This window comes from Morganella sp. BCCO 40_0007, assembly GCF_032989665.1.
Lineage (GTDB): Bacteria > Pseudomonadota > Gammaproteobacteria > Enterobacterales > Enterobacteriaceae > Morganella > Morganella sibonii.
Map to the genome: position 1 here is coordinate 120,788 of NZ_JAVBIN010000006.1, position 22,385 is coordinate 143,172.

A 22,385-nucleotide genomic window follows, 5' to 3' on the forward strand; every position below is an offset into this window, starting at 1 on the left:
GAAGCAAAAAATCCCATATTTTCTCACCCCTTTATTCCCCGATAACGGAAACGGAACCTTGTCAGCTCTGGCTTGACAAGCTTTTCGTACCATTCGTAAACTCTGTTGGTGGGGAATTGTGGGTGAAAGTGGTAGTTCGGGGTAAAACTGAGCGGAGAAACGTATGTTTCGCGGGGCAACACTGGTTAATCTTGACAGCAAAGGGCGCATAACCGTACCGGCACGGTACCGGTCGCTGCTTGCTGAAAAGTCGGAAGGTCAGATGGTCTGTACTATCGATCTCCACCAGCCGTGTCTGCTGCTTTACACCTTACCGGAATGGGAACTGATCGAACTGAAGCTGGCACAATTGTCCACCATGGACCCGACAGAACGCCGTGTTCAGCGTCTGCTGCTGGGTCATGCCACTGAATGTCAGATGGACAGTGCGGGACGTCTTTTGTTAGCCGGTACACTGCGCACACATGCGCGGTTAACCAAAGAAGTCATGCTGGTCGGGCAGTTCAACAAGTTTGAGCTGTGGGACGAACAGACGTGGTATCAGCAGGTACAGGATGATATTGCTGCCGGGCAGACGGCATCCGGACCTTTATCCGCCCGGTTACAGGATTTATCACTTTAAATGGCAGAGAGTCAGTTTCAGCATACCAGTGTTTTACTGGATGAGGCCGTTAACGGATTACAGATCCGTGAAGACGGTATTTATATCGACGGCACATTCGGCCGCGGCGGGCATTCCCGTCTGATTTTATCAAAACTCGGGGCACAGGGGCGTCTGATCGCTATTGACCGGGACCCGCAGGCGATTGCCGCAGCAGCACAGATTGACGACCCGCGTTTTTCCATTATTCACGGTCCGTTTTCCGGTATTGCCGGTTATGTGAATGAGCTGGAACTGGGCGGACAGATTGACGGTGTTCTGCTCGATCTGGGCGTGTCTTCCCCGCAACTGGATGATGCGGAGCGCGGATTCTCCTTTATGCGTGACGGGCCGCTGGATATGCGTATGGATCCGACGCGGGGGATTTCTGCCGCACAGTGGCTGACCGAAGCCAAAGAAGAAGATATTGCGTGGGTACTGAAAAACTTCGGCGAAGAGCGTTTTTCAAAACGGATTGCCCGCGCCATTGTTGAACGGAACAAGACAGAAGAGCCGCTGACACGGACAAAACAGCTGGCAGAACTGATTGCCGCGGTGTCACCGGTGAAAGAAAAGCACAAGCATCCGGCGACCCGCAGCTTCCAGGCAATCCGCATCTATGTGAACAGTGAACTGGATGAAATCCGCCAGGCACTGACCGGCGCACTGAGCATTCTGGCACCGGGCGGACGTTTATCCGTGATCAGCTTCCACTCACTGGAAGACCGGATTGTAAAACAGTTTATGCGCAACGAAAGCCGCGGACCGCAGGTCCCGCACGGATTACCGCTGACGGAAGAGCAACTGAAAGCGCACGGCACACCGGCACTGAAACTGGCGGGAAAAATGAAACCGTCGGAACAGGAAATCAGTGTTAACCCGCGTGCCCGCAGCTCTGTACTGCGCTTTGCGGAGAAAGCATGACCACAGAACGGCACAATTTAGCCCGCGTTATTTGTCGTGACCTGCTGCGCCACGGATTTATCCCTGCGATTTTATTTATCGCCGTGATCGTCAGCGCAATTTTTGTGGTTATCACGGCACATAAAACACGTCTGCTGACCGCAGAGCGGGAACATCTTGTGCTGGAGCGTAACTCGCTGGATATCGAATGGCGTAACCTGATTCTGGAAGAGAACGCCCTGGGGGATCACAGCCGTGTCGAGCGCCTGTCCGTTGAGCGTCTCAGTATGCAGCATGTGGACCCGGCAAACGAAAAAATTGTCGTAACGAAATGACGAAGGCATGAAAAACAAAAAATCAGCAGGCAAAACGCAGGGCGGAGCCCGTATCAAACGTCCGGAAGAAAAAGCCAGTTTTATCAGCTGGCGTTTTGCGTTGTTATGCGGCGGTATCGGGATTGCCCTCGCCGCACTGCTGATCCGGGTGGCGTATTTACAGATTATCAACCCGGACATGCTGGTGAAAGAAGGTGACATGCGTTCGCTGCGTGTCCAGGAGATCCCGACCGCACGCGGCATGATCAGCGACCGTATGGGGCGGCCTCTGGCTGTCAGTGTACCGGTGAATGCGGTCTGGGCAGACCCGAAAGAGTTAGCTGACAAAGGCGGGGTAGGGGATGACACCCGCTGGCGCGCACTGTCCGAAGCGCTGAATATTCCGCTCGACCAGGTGAAAAGCAAAGTCACGGCAAACCCGAAAGGCCGCTTTGTTTACCTGGCGCGCCAGGTCAACCCGACCATCGGCGATTACGTGAAAAAACTGAATCTGCCGGGAATTTATTTACAGGCAGAATCAAAACGGTATTACCCGTCCGGTTCAGTCACCGCACACATTATCGGTGTTACCAACATTGATGATGAGGGGATTGAAGGGGTCGAAAAAAGCTTTGACCGCTGGCTGACCGGGGTTCCGGGACAGCGGACAGTCCGGAAAGATCGCGGCGGCCGTGTTATTGAAGACACCATCGCCCGTGAAAGTCAGGCCGGACACAATCTGACACTCAGTATTGATGAACGTTTACAGGCGCTGGTATACCGCGAGATCAGCAGTGCGGTGGCACTGAACAAAGCGGAGTCCGGCACAGCGATTCTGGTGGATGTGAACACCGGGGAAATTCTGGCGATGGCGAACAGCCCGTCCTATAACCCCAACAACCTCCAGGGAACGCCGAAAGATGCCATGCGTAACCGTGCTATCACCGATATTTTTGAACCGGGCTCGACGGTAAAACCTCTGGTGGTGATGAGTGCGCTGCACAATAACATCATCAAACCGAACAGCGTGGTGAATACGTATCCGTACCGGATCAGTGGTCATGAAATCAAAGACGTAGGCCGTTATGCCGAACTGACCATCACCGGTATTTTACAGAAATCGAGTAACGTAGGGGTTTCAAGACTTGCGTTAGCGATGCCCGCTCAGGAACTCGTGGACGTCTATTCGCGTTTCGGGCTGGGAAAACCGACCAATCTGGGGCTGGTCGGGGAAAGCAGTGGCATATATCCAAGTAAAAAAACACGGTGGTCTGAACTTGAAAGGGCCACCTTTTCTTTCGGCTACGGGCTGATGGTAACACCGTTACAGTTAGCGCGGGCCTATGCAACAATCGGCAGTTTCGGGATCTACCGCCCGCTGTCCATCACGAAAGTGGACCCGCCTGTACCGGGTACCCGCGTCTTCCCTGAGCCGGTGATGAAAACCGTGGTTCAGATGATGGAAAGTGTTGCGTTACCGGGCGGCGGCGGAACGCGCGCTGCGATCAAAGGGTATCGCGTGGCGATTAAAACCGGGACCGCGAAAAAAGTGGGCGATGACGGAAAGTACGTGAACCGCTATATCGCCTACACCGCCGGGGTTGCACCGGCAAGCCGTCCGCGTTTTGCTCTGGTTGTGATTATCAACGACCCGCAGGGCGGCAAGTATTACGGGGGTGCGATCTCCGCACCGGTATTCGGTGCCATCATGGGCGGTGTTCTGCGGACAATGAACGTGGAACCGGATGCGCTGACACCGGAAGAACAAACTAATGAAGTGGTTACTAATAAACCAAAAGAGGGTACAAGTGGCAGATCGTAATTTGCGCGATTTACTCGCGCCGCTCGGTGTTGATGCACCGGCTAAGGCGTTACGTGATATGACCCTGGACAGCCGCAAAGCGGCTGCCGGTGATCTGTTCCTGGCGGTAAAAGGCCACCAGTCTGACGGGCGTCACTACATTCCTCAGGCCATCGCTCAGGGCGTGGCTGCCGTGGTGGCGGAAGCGGATGGTGCGGCGGAAGACGGCAGTGTGCAGGTACTGCATGGCGTACCGGTGGTTTACCTCAGCCATCTGAATGAAAAATTATCCCGCCTGGCCGGTGAGTTCTATCACCATCCGGCGGAGCGTCTGAAACTGATCGGTGTTACCGGGACTAACGGCAAAACCACCACCACTCAGCTGCTGGCGCAGTGGACACAGGCGATGGGCGAAACCAGCGCTGTGATGGGAACGGTCGGTAACGGGCTGCTCGGTCATGTGATCCAGACAGAAAACACTACCGGCTCTGCGGTGGATATCCAGCTCGAACTGGATAAACTGGCGAAAAAAGGTGCCACCGTGGCGGCGATGGAAGTCTCCTCTCACGGACTGGTACAAAGCCGCGTGGCGGCACTGCCGTTCCGTGCTGCCGTCTTTACCAACTTAAGCCGTGACCACCTCGATTACCACGGTGATATGGCTAATTATGAAGCCGCCAAATGGCTGCTGTTCTCAACCCATCACAGCGAACAAAAAATTATTAATGCGGATGATGAGACCGGGCTGAAATGGCTGGCAAGACTGCCGGAAGCGGTAGCCGTCACAATGGAAGATAACCTGCCCGCCAACTGGCAGGGACGTTTCCTGAAAGCCGTTTCCGTGAATTATCACGACAGTGGTGCTCATATCGCCTTTACCTCAAGCTGGGGGGACGGTGAGCTGGACAGCCCGCTGATGGGCGCATTTAACGTCAGCAATCTTCTGGTGGCCGCGGCAACACTGCTGGCCCTGGGTTATGACCTGAACGCACTGCTGAACAGCGCCACCGCGTTAACACCGGTCTGCGGCCGGATGGAAGTGTTCACGGCGGATAACCGTCCGACCGTTGTGGTGGATTACGCCCACACCCCGGATGCACTGGAAAAAGCCCTGAGTGCCGCGCGTCTGCATACCAAAGGCAAACTGTGGTGTGTCTTCGGCTGCGGCGGTGACCGCGATAAAGGCAAACGTCCGCTGATGGGGGCAATCGCTGAGCAGGAGTCCGATGTGGTGGTGATCACGGACGACAATCCGCGCAGCGAAGAGCCGCAGGCTATCATCAATGACATTATGGCCGGACTGGTTGATACCTCCCGCGCACTGCCGATCCCGGGACGTGCGGAAGCTGTGACATTTGCGGTGATGCAGGCAAAACCCGATGATGTGGTGCTGGTGGCAGGAAAAGGACATGAGGATTATCAGCTGGTCGGCAGCCGCCGTCTGGATTACTCCGACCGTCTGACCGTCGCCCGCCTGCTGGGAGTGATGGCATGATCCCGTTCTCCCTTGCTGATATCGCACAACTGACCGCCGGGGAGCTTATCCTCAGCGGTCACGCGTCATCAGAAATGATTGAGAGCATTACCACGGACAGCCGCACTATCGGTGAACGTGCGCTGTTTATCGCCCTGGCCGGTGAACGTTTTGATGCTCATGATTTTATTGCGGATGTAGCCGCGAAAGGCGTTGCCGCCGTCCTGGTAAACCGCCGTATGGACGTGAGCTGCCCGCAGATTATCGTTAAAGATACCCGCCTTGCGCTGGGTGCGGTGGCAAAAGGCAACCGTGACCGCAGCGGGGCAAAAGTCGTCGCACTGACCGGATCTTCCGGCAAAACGTCTGTTAAAGAGATGACGGCTGCCATTTTACAGCAGGCAGGTGAAACGCTGTTTACCGCCGGTAACTTTAACAATGATATCGGTGTACCGCTGACACTGCTGCGTCTGACAGAAAAACATCAGTTTGCGGTGATTGAACTGGGTGCCAACCACACCGGTGAAATCGCCTATACCGCCGCGATGACACATCCGCAGACTGTACTGGTGAATAACCTGTTTGCCGCCCATATCGGTGAATTTGGTTCCGCAGAGGCCATCGCACAGGCGAAAGGGGAAATTTTCACCGGCCTGACGGACGAAGGCACCGCCATTATTAATCTCGAAAGCAATGATATCACTCACTGGCAGGCTCATCTGACCCCGCGCCAGACCCGCTGGAGTTTCTCCGTTGATCCGCATCCGCAGGCTGATTTTTACGCCACCGGTGTGGTGATGAATCCGCTGACCACCGATTTTACCCTGCACACACCGGCAGGCAGCACCGCTGTCACTCTGCCGCAGCCGGGGCGTCACAATATCGCCAACGCACTTGCGGCGGCGGCACTGGCACTTTCTGCCGGGGCAACACTGGCGGATATCCGCAGTGGTCTGGCGCAGACCCGTGCGGTTCCCGGCCGCTTATATCCGGTTGAGATAGCTCCCGGTAAGCTGGTGATTGACGATACTTACAATGCAAATGACGGCTCAATGATTGCAGCAATCCGTGTGCTGGCACAGTTACCGGGATACCGTGTGCTGGTTGCCGGGGATATCGGCGAACAGGGCGGTTATGCCGAAGAGAGTCACCGCAGAGTCGGGCAGGCTGCCCGTGATGCCGGGCTGGATGCGGTATTTACCGCCGGTCAGCTCAGTCATTTTATCAGTGATGAGTGCCAGGGATGCCATTTCGCTGATAAAACAACCCTCATTGCTGCGCTGGCACCTCTGGTGGCACAGCATTCATCAATTTCAATATTAGTTAAAGGTTCACGCAGCTCCGCAATGGAAGAAGTTGTGCACGCCTTGCAGGAGAATGTCGCATGCTGATTTGGCTGGCTGAGTATCTGGTGCAGTTTCACACTGCGTTTAACGTCTTCTCTTATCTGACGTTCCGCGCCATCGTCGGCCTGCTGACCTCGCTGATTATCGCATTATGGATGGGGCCGCATGTGATTGCGTATCTTCAGAAAATGCAGATCGGCCAGGTTGTCCGCAGCGAGGGGCCGGAATCGCACTTCAGCAAGCGCGGTACCCCGACCATGGGCGGCATGATGATCCTGTTTTCCATCGCCATTTCTGTTCTGCTGTGGGCGCGTCTGGATAACCCGTATGTCTGGTGTGTGCTGCTGGTGCTGATCGGCTACGGTATTGTCGGGTTTATTGATGACTACCGCAAAGTTGTGCGTAAAGACACCAAAGGGCTGATAGCCCGCTGGAAATATTTCTGGCAGTCCGTACTGGCGCTGACCGTGGCGTTCAGCATGTATGCCATCGGCAAAGACACCCCGGCGACACAGCTGGTGGTGCCGTTCTTTAAAGATGTGATGCCGCAGCTGGGTGTGCTCTATATCCTGCTGGCGTATTTCGTCATTGTCGGTACCAGTAACGCGGTAAACCTGACAGACGGCCTCGACGGCCTCGCGATTATGCCGACCGTCTTTGTGGCCGCTGGTTTTGCACTGGTAGCCTGGGCGACCGGTAACGTGAATTTCGCTCATTATCTGAATATCCCGTATCTGCCGTATGCCGGGGAACTGGTGATTGTCTGTACCGCGATTGTCGGTGCAGGGCTGGGGTTCCTGTGGTTTAACACCTATCCGGCACAGGTCTTTATGGGCGATGTCGGCTCGCTGGCACTCGGCGGCGCGCTGGGTACGATTGCTGTTCTGCTGCGCCAGGAATTCCTGCTGCTGATTATGGGCGGTGTGTTCGTGGTGGAAACTCTGTCGGTGATTTTACAGGTCGGCTCCTTCAAATTACGCGGTCAGCGTATTTTCAGGATGGCACCTATTCATCACCATTATGAATTAAAAGGCTGGCCTGAGCCGCGGGTGATTGTCCGCTTCTGGATTATCTCTCTGATGTTAGTGCTGATCGGTCTGGCGACACTCAAGGTACGTTAATCATGACGAATTATCAGGGGAAAGACATTGTGATTGTCGGGCTCGGTTTAACCGGGCTTTCCTGTGTGGACTTTTTTCTGTCACGCGGTGTTACGCCGAAGGTGATGGATACCCGCACCTCCCCGCCCGGCATCGATAAGCTGCCGGACAGCGTTCAGCGTCACTGCGGCGGGTTTGAAACGCAGTGGCTGCTGGATGCAGACCTGATTATCGCAAGTCCCGGTGTGGCCGTCAGTACCCCGCAATTACAGGCAGCGGCAGAAGCCGGCGCGGAAATTATCGGCGATATCGAATTATTTGCCCGCGAAGTGACTGTCCCGGTTGTGGCGATCACCGGTTCGAACGGCAAAAGCACCGTGACCTCTCTGGTGGGGGAAATGGGGCGTTGTGCCGGTCTGCGTACCGGTGTCGGCGGTAATATCGGTCTGCCTGCCCTGGAACTGCTGAAAGGCGATTACGAGCTCTGTGTGCTCGAGTTATCCAGTTTTCAGCTGGAAACGACGTTCAGCCTGAAACCGGCGGCGGCAACTGTCCTGAATGTTACTGAAGATCATATGGATCGCTATCCGCAGGGGCTGGAACAGTACCGTGCGGCAAAACTGCGCGTTTATCACGACGCGGCGGTCTGCGTGTATAACGCGGAAGATGCGCTGACTCAGCCGGGTTGTGATTGTGACCGGTCTGAATATGTCAGCTTCGGCACCGAAACCGGAGATTACTGGCTCGATACCGATGAACAGTCACTCTGCTTCTGCGGCGAGAAAATTATCGGCTGCAATGAGATGATCCTGCACGGTCAGCATAACTATTGTAATGCGCTGGCGGCACTGGCACTGGCGGATGCGGTCAATATACCGCGTGAGGGTGCGCTGAAAGCACTGCGCACATACAGCGGTCTGCCGCACCGTTTTCAGCTGGTGCATGAATCGGCAGGTGTCCGCTGGATTGATGATTCCAAAGCCACCAACGTCGGAAGTACCGAGGCGGCGCTGAACGGTTTACAGGTTGACGGCTGTCTGCATCTGCTGCTCGGCGGCGACGGTAAATCAGCGGATTTCTCACCGCTGCTGCCGTATCTGAGCGGTGAAAAAATCCGTCTTTACTGTTTCGGCCGTGACGGCGCACAGCTTGCACAACTGCGTCCGGATGTCTCTCTGCTGACAGACACCATGGAGCAGGCCATGCGGGCACTGGCGCCATCACTGGCAGACGGGGATATGGTGCTGTTATCACCGGCCTGTGCAAGTCTGGACCAGTTCCGTAATTTTGAAGAGCGCGGGCGTGAATTTGCCCGGCTGGCACGGGAGTTAGCGGCATGAAATTCCCCGGATCACAGCGTTTTAAAAACTGGATGATCGGCGAGCGTAACGGCGAGTTCAGTACGGTTGTTATGTATGACCGGACACTGCTGTGGTTTGCACTGGGACTGGCCGCGATTGGCTTTGTGATGGTGACCTCCGCCTCGATGCCCGTCGGGCAGCGTCTGGCGGAAGATCCGTTTTATTTTGCCAAACGTGACGGCGGCTTCTTAATTTTTTCTTTTATTATCGCTGCCGTGATTATGCGTTTCCCGCTGGAAATGTGGCAGCGTTACAGCACATTACTGCTGATTGGTACGATCGGCGGGCTGATTGTGGTTCTCGGCGTGGGCAGTTCCGTTAACGGGGCATCACGCTGGATAGCTATCGGGCCGATGCGTATTCAGCCGGCGGAAGTTTCAAAACTGGCACTGTTTGTCTATCTGGCAAGCTATCTGGTACGCAAAGTGGATGAAGTCAGAAATAACTTCTGGGGATTCTGCAAGCCGATGGGCGTGATGTTTGTGCTGGCGGTGCTGCTGCTGTTACAGCCGGATCTCGGTACGGTGGTCGTACTGTTTGTCACCACACTGGCACTGCTGTTCCTTGCAGGTGCCAAGATGTGGCAGTTTATCGCGATTATCGGCGGCGGTGTCGCTGCTGTGGTACTGCTGATTATCGCCGAACCTTACCGTATGCGGCGTGTGACCTCGTTCCTTGATCCGTGGGAAGATCCGTTCGGCAGCGGTTATCAGTTAACACAGTCACTGATGGCCTTCGGCCGCGGTGATTATTTCGGCCAGGGGCTGGGAAATTCTATTCAGAAAATGGAATATCTGCCGGAAGCCCATACCGACTTTATTTTTGCCATCCTCGGTGAGGAACTGGGGTATTTCGGTGTGATTCTGGTGCTGCTGATGGTCTTTTTTGTCGCGTTCCGCGCGATGGTTATCGGCCGCCGTGCACTGATGATAGATCAGCGCTTTGCCGGTTTCCTTGCCTGTGCCATCGGTATCTGGTTCAGTTTCCAGGCGCTGGTTAACGTCGGCGCGGCCTCCGGTATGCTGCCGACCAAAGGGCTGACACTGCCGCTGATCAGTTACGGCGGCTCCAGTTTAGTGATTATGACCGCAGCCATTGCCTTGCTGCTGCGGATTGATTTTGAAACACGCCTGGCCAAAGCCCAGGCATTCTCAAGGAGAGCGCGATGAGTAATAAAGCCCCCCGTCTGATGGTGATGGCCGGTGGTAGTGGCGGACATGTATTTCCGGGGCTTGCGGTTGCGCACTATTTACAGAGTCAGGGCTGGGAAATCCGCTGGCTGGGTACCCGTGACCGGATGGAAGCTCAGCTTGTGCCGAAACACGGTATTGATATCGATTTTATTGAGATTACCGGTCTGCGCGGCAAAGGCGTGAAAGCCTTGATTACCGCGCCGTTCCGTATCGCGAAAGCGATAAAACAGGCGAAAAAAATTATGCGTGACTACCAGCCGGATGCCGTGCTCGGCATGGGCGGGTTTGTCTCCGGTCCCGGCGGTGTGGCGGCCTGGCGCTGCGGTATTCCGGTGATCCTGCATGAGCAGAACGGTGTGGCCGGTCTGACGAACGGCTGGCTGTCGAAAATCGCCACCACTGTATTACAGGGATTCCCGGGCGCGTTCCCGCAGGCACCGGTGGTCGGTAACCCCGTGCGTGAGGATATCCTGAACCTGCCGTCGCCGGCAGAACGTTTTGCCGGGCGCGAAGGGCCGGTCCGCATTCTGGTTATCGGCGGCAGCCAGGGCGCACGCGTCCTGAACCAGACCCTGCCGGAAGTGGCCGGTATTATGGGGGATGCCGTCTGTATCCGCCATCAGGCCGGTAAAGGCAGTGCGGAAAGCACACAGGAATTGTATAACGCACAGGGTGCGTCAGACAGCGTGACTGTCACAGAATTTATTGATGACATGGTTGAAGCTTATACCTGGGCGGATGTGGTCATCTGCCGCTCCGGGGCGCTGACCGTCAGTGAGATTGCGGTTGTCGGGCTGGGCGCGATTTTTGTGCCGTTTCAGCATAAAGATCGCCAGCAATACTGGAATGCACTGCCGCTGGAACAGGCGGGAGCCGCTGTGATTACAGAGCAGCCATCCTTTAATGCACAGGCGGTGGCAGAGCAGTTGCGCGAGTGGGACAGACCACGCCTGCTGACCATGGCGGAAAAAGCAAGAAGTGTCGCAATTACCGATGCTACCAAACGGGTGGCAGATGCAATTATTGCGGCAGCGAAAAAAAACTAACGAATTGATATAGCGAAGAAATAACGTGAATACACAGCAATTGGCGAAATTACGATCCTTCATTCCGGAAATGAAACGCGTCCGGCACATTCACTTTGTCGGTATCGGCGGTGCCGGTATGGGCGGGATAGCGGAAGTGCTGGCGAACGAAGGTTATGAGATCAGCGGGTCTGATCTGGCGCCGAATGCGGTAACAAAACAGCTGACTAACCTGGGCGCGACGATTTATTTCAATCACCGCCCGGAAAATGTGGCAGACGCCAGTGTGGTGGTGGTATCCACCGCGATTTCAGCGGATAACCCGGAAATTGTTGCGGCACGTGAAGCCCGTATTCCGGTGATCCGCCGTGCGGAAATGCTCGCGGAGCTGATGCGGTTCCGTCACGGTGTGGCGATTGCCGGTACGCACGGCAAAACCACCACCACGGCGATGATTTCCGGCATTTACGGCCGCGGTGGTCTGGACCCGACGTTCGTCAACGGCGGTCTGGTCAAAGCGGCCGGTGTGCATGCACGTCTCGGTTCAAGCCGTTATCTGATTGCGGAAGCGGATGAAAGCGATGCCTCTTTCCTGCATTTACAGCCGATGGTGGCCGTGGTCACTAATATCGAGCCGGATCACATGGATACCTATCACGGTGATTTTGAAACGCTGAAAGATACCTTTGTGAACTTCCTGCATAACCTGCCGTTCTACGGCCTTGCCGTGGTATGTATGGATGATGCGGTGATCCGCGAAATTGTGCCGCGTATCGGCCGCTATGTGATTACCTATGGTTTTCATGAGGATGCGGATGTCCGTATCACTGATTTTGAACAGCGCGGTTCACAGTGCTTCTTCACTGTTCACCGTGAAAGTATGCCTGATATGAAGGTGGAACTGAATGCACCGGGCCGTCACAACGTGCTGAATGCCACGGCGGCAATTGCGGTCGCGACAGAAGAAGGCATTCCGGATGAGGATATTCTGGCGTCTCTGCGTGAATTCCAGGGCACCGGACGCCGTTTTGACTTCCTCGGCAACTTCCCGCTGGAGCATGTGAACGAGAAAGAAGGCAGCGTGATGCTGGTGGACGATTACGGCCATCACCCGACCGAAGTGGATGCGACGATTAAAGCGGCGAGAGCAGGCTGGCCGGACAAGCGGATTGTGATGGTCTTTCAGCCGCACCGCTATACCCGTACCCGTGATCTGTATGAGGATTTTGCCAACACGCTGGATCAGGTCGATATCCTGCTGATGCTGGATGTGTATGCCGCCGGTGAACCGGCAATTCCGGGGGCGGACAGCCGTTCCCTGTGCCGTACAATCCGTCAGCGCGGTAAGCTGGACCCGATCCTGGTCACCGAACCGGGCAAAATTTCTGCGGTACTGGCACAGGTTCTTGAAGATAATGATTTAATACTGGTTCAAGGCGCCGGAAATATCGGTAAAATAGCGCGTACATTGGCTGACACAAAATTACGGCCGGTTTTGAGTGAGGATAATTAAGAATGACTGAAAAAGTCGCGGTACTGATGGGCGGTACATCCGCAGAACGTGAAGTCTCTCTGGCTTCAGGTGCGGCGGTTCTTGCCGGTTTAAAAGAAGCCGGTATTAATGCATTTGCGGTGGATACCAAAGAGTATCCGGTTATCCGCCTGAAGGAAGATGGTTTTACCAAAGTCTTTATCGCGCTGCACGGCCGCGGCGGGGAAGACGGCACACTTCAGGGGTGCCTGGAGCAGATGGGACTGCCGTACACCGGAAGTGGTGTGATGGCCTGCGCCCTCTCTATGGATAAGCTGCGTACCAAACAGCTGTGGGCAGGCGCAGGACTGCCGATTGCCCCGTATTTTGCCATCAGTGCGGCCCGTTTCGCGCACATCAGTGATGAAGAATTACAGCAGGGGGTGGCACCGCTGGGTTATCCGGTGATTGTCAAACCAAGCCTGGAAGGTTCCAGTGTCGGCATGTCCAAAGTGGATAATGCTCAGGCGCTGCGTCCGGCGCTGGAAGAAGCGTTTAAACACGACAAAGGCGTGCTGGTGGAAAAATGGCTCAGCGGCCCTGAGTTCACCGTGGGTTTCCTGGGTGAGCAGATGCTGCCGTCTATCCGCATTCAGCCTGCGGCGGTATTCTACGACTACGAAGCCAAATATATTTCTGACGATACACAATATTTCTGTCCGGGCCTGGAAGGGGAACGTGAGACAGAAATCCGTGAGCTGGCAAAAGCCGCTTACAAAGCCGTGGGCTGTGAAGGCTGGGGCCGTGTGGATGTGATGCTCGACAGTGACGGGCAGTTCTACCTGCTGGAAGTGAACACGTCTCCGGGTATGACCAATCACAGTCTGGTGCCGCAGGCAGCACGTCAGGCCGGTATGAGCTTCTCCGCCTTTGTTGCGGACGTTCTGGCACTGGCGGACTGATATGTCACAGGCTGCACTGAATATGCGTGAACCGGAACCGGAACAGGATTATGACGGTTCACGTCCCAGTAACGGCACATACCTTGCCGGGCTGCTGTTTTTCCTGATAGTGCTGGGAACGCTGGTCTGGGGTGGTCTGATGGTGCTGAACTGGATGAAAGATGCAGACCGTCTGCCGATGTCAAAACTGGTATTAACCGGTGAGCGCCATTACACGACAAACGATGATGTGCGCAAAGCGGTGTTATCCCTCGGGACGCCGGGCACGTTTATGACACTGGATGTCAACGACGTACAGCAGCAGCTGGAACGGATCCCGTGGTTACGTCAGGTCACTGTGCGCAAGCAGTGGCCGGACGAATTAAAAATTCATCTGGTCGAATATGTGCCGTATGCACGCTGGAATGACGCACAGATGGTTGATGACGCAGGGCGGGTTTTCAGCCTGCCGGCAGAACTGACAGAAAAAGAATCTTTCCCGATGCTCTACGGGGCACAGGGCAGTGAACAGGATGTACTGAGCGGATATCGTGAGATGGCGCAGCAGCTCAGCGGGACAGGACTGAAAATCAAATCAGCCTCAATGTCACCGCGTCATGCCTGGCAGCTGGTGCTGGATAACGATGTCCGGGTTGAACTCGGGCGGCTGGATACCAAAGGCCGGTTACAGCGTTTTATCGGGCTGTATCCGACTCTGGCGCAGGAACAGGACAAACGGGTTGATTATGTCGATCTCCGCTATGACAGCGGTGCTGCGGTCGGCTGGGCGCCATTGCAGATCGATCCTTTCGCAAACGGAAATTAAGACATAACAGGTAAAGAAGGCGGGCAGAATAACAATGATCAAAGCAACGGATAGAAAATTAGTCGTCGGCCTGGAAATAGGCACCGCCAAAGTATCTGCGCTTGTTGGTGAAATTCTGCCGGACGGTGTGGTGAACATTATCGGTGCGGGTAACTGCCCGTCACGCGGAATGGACAAAGGCGGCGTCAATGATCTGGAGTCGGTGGTAAAATGCGTACAGCGTGCCATCGACCAGGCGGAACTGATGGCGGACTGCCAGATTTCATCAGTTTATCTGGCGTTATCCGGCAAACACATCAGCTGCCAGAATGAAATTGGTATGGTGCCGATTTCAGAAGAAGAAGTGACCCAGGAAGATGTGGAGAATGTGGTGCACACGGCAAAATCTGTCCGTGTCCGCGACGAGCACCGTGTTCTGCATGTCATCCCGCAGGAATATGCCATCGATTATCAGGAAGGCATTAAAAACCCGGTGGGATTATCCGGTGTGCGGATGCAGGCAAAAGTGCATCTGATCACCTGTCATAACGACATGGCAAAAAATATTGTCAAAGCCGTTGAGCGCTGCGGGCTGAAAGTGGATCAGCTGATTTTCGCCGGTCTTGCCTCAAGCTTTGCGGTACTGACGGAAGATGAGCGTGAACTGGGTGTCTGTGTGGTGGACATCGGCGGCGGTACTATGGATATGGCGATTTACACCGGCGGCGCGCTGCGTCACACCCGTGTTATCCCGTATGCCGGTAACGTGGTGACCGGTGATATCGCTTACGCATTCGGCACACCACCGAACGATGCGGAGGCAATTAAAGTCCGCCACGGCTGTGCTCTGGGAGCGCTGGTCAGCAAAGACGAAACGCTGGAAGTGCCGAGTGTCGGCGGGCGTCCGCCGCGCAGTTTACAGCGTCAGACATTAGCCGAAGTGATTGAACCGCGTTATACCGAATTACTCAATCTGGTTAATGACGAAATTTTGAAAGTACAGGAACAATTACGTCAGCAGGGTGTCAAACACCATTTGGCCGCTGGTATCGTGCTGACGGGTGGTGCGGCTCAGATTAACGGACTGGTTGAGTGCGCACAGCGTGTTTTCCATACTCAGGTTCGTATCGGACAACCGCTTAACATAACCGGGTTAACGGATTATGCGCAGGAACCGTATTACTCTACAGCAGTAGGGTTACTGCATTACGGCAAAGAATCTCACCTGGTCGGCGATACCGAGACAGAAAAACGTGCCTCGGTGGGCAGTTGGTTTAAAAAATTAACTGGCTGGCTCAGAAAAGAATTTTAATTTGTATTAAGGCTGGCGATAATAGCGGCCATATAAGAAAGGCACAAAACGGAGAGAGATTATGTTTGAACCGATGGAATTGACCAACGACGCGGTGATTAAAGTCATCGGCGTCGGCGGGGGCGGCGGTAACGCTGTTGAGCATATGGTCCGTGAACGCATCGAAGGCGTTGAGTTCTTCGCTGTGAATACGGACGCTCAGGCGCTTCGTAAAACCGCCGTCGGCCAGACTATTCAGATTGGTAACGGGATCACCAAAGGCCTGGGTGCGGGTGCAAACCCGGAAGTGGGCCGTAACGCGGCGGAAGAAGATCGCGAAGCTCTGCGCAATGCACTCGACGGTGCGGACATGGTCTTTATCGCAGCCGGTATGGGCGGCGGTACAGGGACCGGTGCGGCACCTGTTGTTGCTGAAGTTGCCAAAGAGCTGGGCATTCTGACCGTTGCTGTGGTGACCAAGCCGTTCAACTTTGAAGGCAAAAAACGCATGGCATTCGCCGAGCAGGGGATTACTGAGTTATCCAAGCATGTTGACTCGCTGATCACTATTCCGAATGACAAACTGCTGAAAGTATTAGGCCGCGGGATTTCTCTGCTGGATGCCTTCGGTGCTGCTAACGATGTGTTACGCGGCGCAGTTCAGGGTATCGCAGAACTGATCACCCGTCCGGGTCTGATGAACGTTGACTTCGCGGACGTCCGTACCGTGATGTCAGAAATGGGTTACGCAATGATGGGCTCCGGCGCGGCGCGCGGCGAAGACCGTGCGGAAGAAGCAGCCGAAATGGCGATCTCCAGCCCGCTGCTGGAAGATATCGACCTGTCCGGTGCGCGTGGTGTGCTGGTTAACATCACGGCGGGCTTTGACCTGCGTCTGGATGAGTTCGAAACCGTGGGTAACACTATCCGTGCGTTTGCATCGGATAATGCGACCGTGGTTATCGGTACTTCTTTAGACCCTGAAATGAACGATGAACTGCGTGTGACTGTGGTCGCGACCGGTATCGGCATGGACAAACGTCCGGAAATTACGCTGGTAACCAATAAAGCGGTACAGACTAACAACATGGAACATCGTTATGCACAAATGCAAAACAGCATGACCAGCATGGATGAGAGCAAATCAGTGGCACAGGTTGTCAACGATTCGTCAGCTCAGAGCAATAAAGAACCGGATTACTTAGATATCCCGGCTTTTTTACGCAAACAGGCTGACTAAACCGAAAAGATTTGCATCTCCGCTTTTTGTGCTAAACTATCTCCCTTGTCATTAGTTTATAATGGCAGGGAGACGGTTAATCAAACGAGACAGAAACGATGATCAAACAAAGAACATTAAAGCGTATTGTTCAGGCTACGGGTGTGGGTTTACACACCGGTAAAAAAGTTACGCTGACAATGCGTCCGGCACCGGCAAATACCGGGATCATCTATCGCCGTACTGATCTTAATCCGCCTGTCGATTTTCCGGCAGATGCGAAATCCGTGCGTGATACGATGTTATGTACTTGTCTGGTAAATGAAGACAACGTACGTATTTCCACGGTTGAGCATTTAAACGCAGCACTGGCCGGGCTCGGCATTGATAACCTGGTTATCGAAGTCGATGCCGCTGAAATCCCGATTATGGATGGCAGCGCAAGTCCGTTCGTATTCCTGTTACTGGATGCCGGTATTGAAGAACTGAACAGCGCGAAGAAATTCCTGCGTCTGAAAGAGACCGTCCGTGTTGAAGATGGTGATAAGTGGGCTGAACTCTCTCCGTTTAACGGCTTCAGCTTAGATTTCACGATTGATTTCAACCATCCGGCGATCGATTCCAGCACTCAGCGCTACGCGATGAACTTCTCTGCGGAAAACTTTGTCCGGGATATCAGCCGTGCACGTACCTTCGGGTTCATGCGTGACATTGAATATCTCCAGTCCAAAGGCTTATGTTTAGGCGGAAGTTTTGACTGTGCTATCGTGGTGGATGATTACCGCGTGCTGAACGAAGACGGCCTGCGTTTTGAAGACGAATTCGTACGTCACAAAATGCTGGACGCTATCGGTGACCTGTTTATGTGCGGCCACAATATCATTGGTGCCTTCACGGCATTCAAATCCGGCCACGCACTGAATAACAAGTTACTTCAGGCTGTTCTGGCAAAAGAGAGCGCCTGGGAACTCGTGACATTCGAGAACGAAGCACAGATGCCGGTTGCATTCCGTGCACCGTCAACCGTACTGGCATAATCAGGTCATGGCACCACAGCTTGTTGCTCTGACCCTGACTCTCCTGTCACTGACGCTGTTTACCAAATAGCGTCTGCTTAATCTGCTGCACTGGTACTCTCTCCGGCCAGTGCAGCCAATTTCTCCAGTTTCTTCCTCAGTTTTTCCGGACTTCTCTGCGCCAGCGCTTTCAGCGCATTGGCACTTTCCGCACTCAGTTTCCGTCCCGGCTCTGCTGTTTTTTGTCCTCTGACATCTGAATTGCTGTTTTTATCATCACCCGGTCGCCCGGTTGACGATGATTTCATCAATGACGGGTTGATTTTGATGTCGATGGCCGATAATGATGGTAAAATCTCCCGGCGCAATGCGGAACGCAGCGCAGGAAGTTCATAACGCAGGCGGGTCATCTGTGCCGCATTAGAGACTTCCAGAATTAACAGTTGTTTGCGATAATTAGCCACACGACAGTGCGGTTTGAGCATCGCGGGCAGCAGCGCCAGAACGGCGCGGTTGAGTTTAAGTAACACGACAGCACGCTGCTGAATACTTTTAAGGGTATTATTATCCTTAGTTCCGCTTTCCAGCAGACTTTCAAGGGAAACTGGCTGACTGTCGCGCATCACATATACTCCGGATCTCGTGAGGGAAACACTATTTTAAATCTTTGGCGGCAATTTGGCAGGCGTTATTTCTGGTGCCATCTCTTTATCGGGATTGTGGCGACCGGCTTTGGCCTGCCTGCAGTCCTGAACAGTGGTGATGTTACCACAGCCGGTGCCGGGACAACACAAAACCGCCAGAGTCAGGCATTATCCGCCTTTGACAGCCTGTTTCTGCAAAGCAGCCAGCCGGCGAGAACCTCACAGAACATCAATTACTGGCAGCAGCATGCTGTCCGTAATGTTATCCGCCAGATTTCCTTTGCATTTTCCTGCCCGGAAGATGCGTCAAAAGATAATACCCCGGCAGAAGACCGGCATGATGCCTCCGCGCAAAATATGCTGGCGGCACTGTATGCCATTCTGACCGATTCCCCGGCACTGCCTGTTTATCATCCGGCTGTTATGCCGCAGCGCATTGCCGCAGATAACCCGTCTCCGTCTTTTTCTGTTCAGTGGATTGCCCGCACCGGCGGCATCCGTGCAGGCCCCGTACAATCTGCGTAATATTCGCGCAATATCCACGTGATATCCGCGTAATCCCCCAAAAGAAATTATTAACATATTGATTATTAACAAGGCCTGATTGTGCCTGAACAGAGACGTTTACTATGCTGGTAAAATTACTGACCAAAATCTTCGGCAGCCGGAATGACCGTACTTTACGCCGCCTGCGCAAATCCGTGGAAATTATCAACCGGATGGAACCTGAGTTCGAAAAACTCAGTGATGATGAATTAAAAGCCAAAACACAGGAATTCCGTGATCGCCTGGCAAAAGGTGAATCCGAGCAGGATATCTTACCGGAAGCATTTGCCACGGTGCGTGAAGCCAGTAAGCGTGTATTCGGTATGCGCCACTTTGATGTCCAGCTGATTGGCGGCATGGTGCTGAATGAACGCTGCATCGCCGAGATGCGTACGGGTGAGGGTAAAACGCTGACCGCGACACTGCCTGCTTACCTCAATGCCCTGTCCGGCAAAGGGGTTCACGTGGTGACAGTGAACGACTACCTCGCCCAGCGTGATGCTGAAAACAACCGCCCGCTGTTTGAATTCCTCGGTCTGACCGTCGGCATCAACCTGCCGGGCATGCCTGCACCGGCAAAACGTGAAGCGTATGCAGCTGATATCACCTACGGTACTAACAACGAATACGGTTTTGACTATCTGCGTGACAACATGGCGTTCAGTCCGGAAGAGCGTGTACAGCGTAAGCTGAACTATGCGCTGGTGGATGAGGTCGACTCCATCTTAATCGATGAAGCCCGTACCCCGCTGATTATCTCCGGTCCGGCAGAAGACAGCTCTGAGCTGTACATGAAAGTGGATAAACTGATCCCGCGCCTGATTCGTCAGGAAAAAGATGATTCCGATACCTTCAAAGGTGAAGGTCACTTCTCTGTGGATGAGAAATCCCGTCAGGTCACACTGACCGAGCGCGGTCTGGTGCTGGTGGAAGAGCTGCTGTCTGAGGCTGGTCTGATGAATGAAGGTGAATCACTGTACTCACCATCAAATATCATGCTGATGCATCACGTCATGGCGGGTCTGCGTGCGCACTCCCTGTTTGTCCGCGATGTGGATTATATCGTCAGCGAAGGTGAGGTTATCATCGTCGATGAACACACCGGCCGTACTATGCAGGGCCGCCGCTGGTCTGATGGTCTGCATCAGGCAGTGGAAGCCAAAGAAGGTGTGGAAATCCAGAATGAAAACCAGACACTGGCCTCTATCACATTCCAGAACTACTTCCGCTTATACACCAAACTGGCCGGGATGACCGGTACAGCGGATACGGAAGCCTTTGAATTCAGTTCTATTTATAAACTCGATACCATTGTTATCCCGACTAACCGTCCGATGATCCGTAAAGATTTACCGGATCTGGTTTATATGACAGAAGCTGATAAATTCAATGCCATCATTGAAGATATCCGTGAGCGTACCGCAGCCGGACAACCGGTGCTGGTGGGTACTATTTCTATCGAGAAATCAGAACTTATCTCCAACGCACTGAAAAAAGCCAAAATTGAACACAGCGTACTGAACGCCAAATTCCACGCCATGGAAGCGGATATCGTTGAACAGGCCGGTCGTTCAGGTCATGTGACTATCGCTACCAACATGGCGGGTCGTGGTACGGATATCGTGCTGGGCGGCAGCTTACAGGCAGATCTGACCGCGCTGGATGAACCGACAGAAGAGAACATTGCTGCGGCGAAAGCAGCATGGCAGGAGCGCCATGATGCCGTTCTGGCGGCTGGCGGTCTGCATATCATCGGTACTGAGCGTCATGAATCCCGCCGTATCGATAACCAGTTACGCGGTCGTTCGGGCCGTCAGGGTGATGCGGGTTCTTCCCGTTTCTACCTGTCTATGGAAGATGCACTGATGCGTATCTTCGCATCTGACCGTGTTACCGGCATGATGCGCAAGCTGGGTATGAAAGAGGGTGAGGCGATTGAGCATCCGTGGGTGACCAAAGCGATTGCCAACGCACAGCGTAAAGTGGAAAGCCGCAACTTCGATATCCGTAAGCAACTGCTGGAATATGATGATGTGGCAAACGACCAGCGCCGCGCTATCTACACTCAGCGTAATGATCTGCTGGATAACGGCGATATCAGTGAAACTATCGACAGCATCCGCGGTGATGTCTTCACAACGGTTATCGATGCGCATATTCCGCCGCAGTCTCTGGAAGAAATGTGGGATATCCCGGGTCTGGAAAAACGTCTGGAACAGGATTTCGATTTACATCTGCCAATCAAAGAGTGGCTGGATAAAGAACCTGAGCTGCACGAAGAAACTCTGCGTGAGCGTATCCTCGATAAAGCGGTTGAGGTTTATAAAGCCAAAGAAGAGATTGTCGGCGCTGAAATGATGCGTCACTTCGAGAAAGGCGTGATGCTGCAAACGCTGGATACACTGTGGAAAGAGCATCTGGCAGCGATGGATTATCTGCGTCAGGGTATCCATCTGCGTGGTTACGCACAAAAAGATCCGAAACAGGAATACAAGCGTGAGTCTTTCTCCATGTTTGCCAACATGCTGGAAGGCCTGAAATATGAAGTGGTCAGCACCATTTCCAAAGTTCAGGTCCGCATGCCGGAAGAAGTTGAGGCACTGGAGCAGCGCCGCCGCGAGGAAGCTGAACGTCTGGCACAGCGCCAGCAGCTCAGCCATGAAAATGACAATGCTGCGCTGATGACCAAAACCGAAGCGGAAATCGCATCCGGTGTCCGCAAAGTCGGTCGTAATGATCCGTGCCCTTGTGGTTCCGGCAAGAAATACAAACAGTGCCACGGTGCACTGAAATAATCAGTCCTGACAGACGATTAGCATAAAAAGCAAAAAGGCGGGGGAACCCCGCCTTTCTTCTGTAAATAAAACGGACAGAACATGATGGAAAAAAAACACTTACGTATTGCCGCCGGCGTTATCCGTAATGCAGAAGGTGATATCTTTATTGCTCAGCGCCCGGCTGAATCCCATATGGGCGGTTACTGGGAGTTTCCCGGCGGTAAACTGGAGGCCGGAGAGTCACCGGAACAGGCGCTGGTACGGGAACTGGAAGAAGAACTGGGCATTGTGGCTGTGCCCGGTGAGCTGTTACAGACGGCGGAGCATGAGTTTCCGGATCGCCTGATCACCATTTATTTCTTCCTGGTGGAAGAATGGCAGAACGCGCCTTATGGCCGCGAAGGCCAGCCGTCACGCTGGGTAAAACAAACAGCACTGATCGCAGAGGAGTTTCCGCCGGTCAACCGCGGGATTGTGGCACTGCTGACGGAATAAGATTCAGATATACGGATGCGGCT

20 protein-coding genes are annotated in these 22,385 nt (G+C 54.0%); 19 read left to right on the forward strand and 1 reads right to left on the reverse strand.

The window, feature by feature from the left end; translation table 11 throughout:
• The first annotated feature begins 163 nt into the window (after nt 1-163).
• The 16 genes from mraZ (at nt 164) to lpxC (ending at nt 17,921) form a co-directional block, all read left to right on the forward strand.
• Nucleotides 164-622: a division/cell wall cluster transcriptional repressor MraZ gene (gene mraZ / locus R5268_RS08800; RefSeq protein WP_004238452.1), complete on the forward strand. Its 459-nt coding sequence runs from the start codon at nt 164-166 to the stop codon at nt 620-622.
• Nucleotides 623-1,564 (forward strand): 16S rRNA (cytosine(1402)-N(4))-methyltransferase RsmH, encoded by a 942-nt coding sequence (rsmH, locus tag R5268_RS08805; protein ID WP_054424041.1) that lies wholly within the window; start codon nt 623-625, stop codon nt 1,562-1,564.
• On the forward strand, nt 1,561-1,878 hold the full coding sequence (ftsL, locus tag R5268_RS08810) for a cell division protein FtsL (RefSeq protein ID WP_004238454.1): 318 nt from the start codon (nt 1,561-1,563) through the stop codon (nt 1,876-1,878). The genes rsmH and ftsL overlap by 4 nt, the downstream gene beginning before the upstream one ends.
• 7 nt (nt 1,879-1,885) lie before the next feature.
• Nucleotides 1,886-3,679, forward strand: a complete 1,794-nt coding sequence (ftsI, locus tag R5268_RS08815; RefSeq protein ID WP_107678994.1) for a peptidoglycan glycosyltransferase FtsI — start codon at nt 1,886-1,888, stop codon at nt 3,677-3,679.
• Nucleotides 3,666-5,153: a UDP-N-acetylmuramoyl-L-alanyl-D-glutamate--2,6-diaminopimelate ligase gene (gene murE / locus R5268_RS08820; RefSeq protein WP_218454440.1), complete on the forward strand. Its 1,488-nt coding sequence runs from the start codon at nt 3,666-3,668 to the stop codon at nt 5,151-5,153. Before ftsI ends, murE begins: the two co-directional genes overlap by 14 nt.
• Nucleotides 5,150-6,523, forward strand: coding sequence for a UDP-N-acetylmuramoyl-tripeptide--D-alanyl-D-alanine ligase (murF, locus tag R5268_RS08825; protein ID WP_317419217.1), 1,374 nt, complete (start codon nt 5,150-5,152; stop codon nt 6,521-6,523). Before murE ends, murF begins: the two co-directional genes overlap by 4 nt.
• On the forward strand, nt 6,517-7,599 hold the full coding sequence (gene mraY / locus R5268_RS08830; RefSeq protein ID WP_107678991.1) for a phospho-N-acetylmuramoyl-pentapeptide-transferase: 1,083 nt from the start codon (nt 6,517-6,519) through the stop codon (nt 7,597-7,599). The genes murF and mraY overlap by 7 nt, the downstream gene beginning before the upstream one ends.
• A 2-nt stretch (nt 7,600-7,601) precedes the next feature.
• Complete coding sequence (gene murD, locus R5268_RS08835; protein WP_107678990.1) at nt 7,602-8,918, forward strand: UDP-N-acetylmuramoyl-L-alanine--D-glutamate ligase; 1,317 nt, start codon at nt 7,602-7,604, stop codon at nt 8,916-8,918.
• Nucleotides 8,915-10,108 (forward strand): cell division protein FtsW, encoded by a 1,194-nt coding sequence (gene ftsW, locus R5268_RS08840; RefSeq protein WP_107678989.1) that lies wholly within the window; start codon nt 8,915-8,917, stop codon nt 10,106-10,108. The genes murD and ftsW overlap by 4 nt, the downstream gene beginning before the upstream one ends.
• Nucleotides 10,105-11,178, forward strand: a complete 1,074-nt coding sequence (gene murG, locus R5268_RS08845) for an undecaprenyldiphospho-muramoylpentapeptide beta-N-acetylglucosaminyltransferase (protein ID WP_107678988.1) — start codon at nt 10,105-10,107, stop codon at nt 11,176-11,178. The genes ftsW and murG overlap by 4 nt, the downstream gene beginning before the upstream one ends.
• A 25-nt stretch (nt 11,179-11,203) precedes the next feature.
• The gene (gene murC, locus R5268_RS08850; protein WP_317419218.1) at nt 11,204-12,670 is read left to right on the forward strand and encodes a UDP-N-acetylmuramate--L-alanine ligase; all 1,467 of its coding nucleotides are present in this window, start codon (nt 11,204-11,206) and stop codon (nt 12,668-12,670) included.
• A 2-nt stretch (nt 12,671-12,672) separates the two neighbouring features.
• On the forward strand, nt 12,673-13,590 hold the full coding sequence (locus tag R5268_RS08855) for a D-alanine--D-alanine ligase (protein ID WP_317419219.1): 918 nt from the start codon (nt 12,673-12,675) through the stop codon (nt 13,588-13,590).
• Nucleotide 13,591: 1 nt separating this feature from the next.
• Complete coding sequence (gene ftsQ, locus R5268_RS08860; RefSeq protein WP_107678985.1) at nt 13,592-14,395, forward strand: cell division protein FtsQ; 804 nt, start codon at nt 13,592-13,594, stop codon at nt 14,393-14,395.
• A 34-nt stretch (nt 14,396-14,429) separates the two neighbouring features.
• Nucleotides 14,430-15,686 (forward strand): cell division protein FtsA, encoded by a 1,257-nt coding sequence (ftsA, locus tag R5268_RS08865; protein ID WP_046894498.1) that lies wholly within the window; start codon nt 14,430-14,432, stop codon nt 15,684-15,686.
• Nucleotides 15,687-15,747: 61 nt separating this feature from the next.
• A complete protein-coding gene (gene ftsZ, locus R5268_RS08870; RefSeq protein ID WP_046894497.1) occupies nt 15,748-16,905 on the forward strand; it encodes a cell division protein FtsZ in 1,158 nt (385 codons plus the stop codon).
• Nucleotides 16,906-17,003: 98 nt separating this feature from the next.
• Nucleotides 17,004-17,921: a UDP-3-O-acyl-N-acetylglucosamine deacetylase gene (gene lpxC, locus R5268_RS08875; RefSeq protein ID WP_025152783.1), complete on the forward strand. Its 918-nt coding sequence runs from the start codon at nt 17,004-17,006 to the stop codon at nt 17,919-17,921.
• A gap of 77 nt (nt 17,922-17,998) precedes the next feature.
• On the opposite strand, the gene R5268_RS08880 is transcribed toward lpxC, so the two are convergent.
• Nucleotides 17,999-18,523: a DUF721 domain-containing protein gene (locus R5268_RS08880; protein ID WP_107678984.1), complete on the reverse strand. Its 525-nt coding sequence runs from the start codon at nt 18,521-18,523 to the stop codon at nt 17,999-18,001.
• Between the two features lie 33 nt (nt 18,524-18,556).
• On the opposite strand from R5268_RS08880, the gene secM reads away from it, so the two are divergent.
• From secM to mutT, 3 genes are all read left to right on the forward strand, one after another.
• Entirely contained in the window at nt 18,557-19,069 is a 513-nt protein-coding gene (gene secM, locus R5268_RS08885; RefSeq protein ID WP_080948034.1) for a secA translation cis-regulator SecM, read from the forward strand.
• A gap of 104 nt (nt 19,070-19,173) precedes the next feature.
• Entirely contained in the window at nt 19,174-21,885 is a 2,712-nt protein-coding gene (gene secA / locus R5268_RS08890) for a preprotein translocase subunit SecA (RefSeq protein ID WP_317419221.1), read from the forward strand.
• Between the two features lie 84 nt (nt 21,886-21,969).
• Nucleotides 21,970-22,362 (forward strand): 8-oxo-dGTP diphosphatase MutT, encoded by a 393-nt coding sequence (mutT, locus tag R5268_RS08895; protein WP_046894615.1) that lies wholly within the window; start codon nt 21,970-21,972, stop codon nt 22,360-22,362.
• The last annotated feature ends 23 nt before the right edge of the window (nt 22,363-22,385 follow it).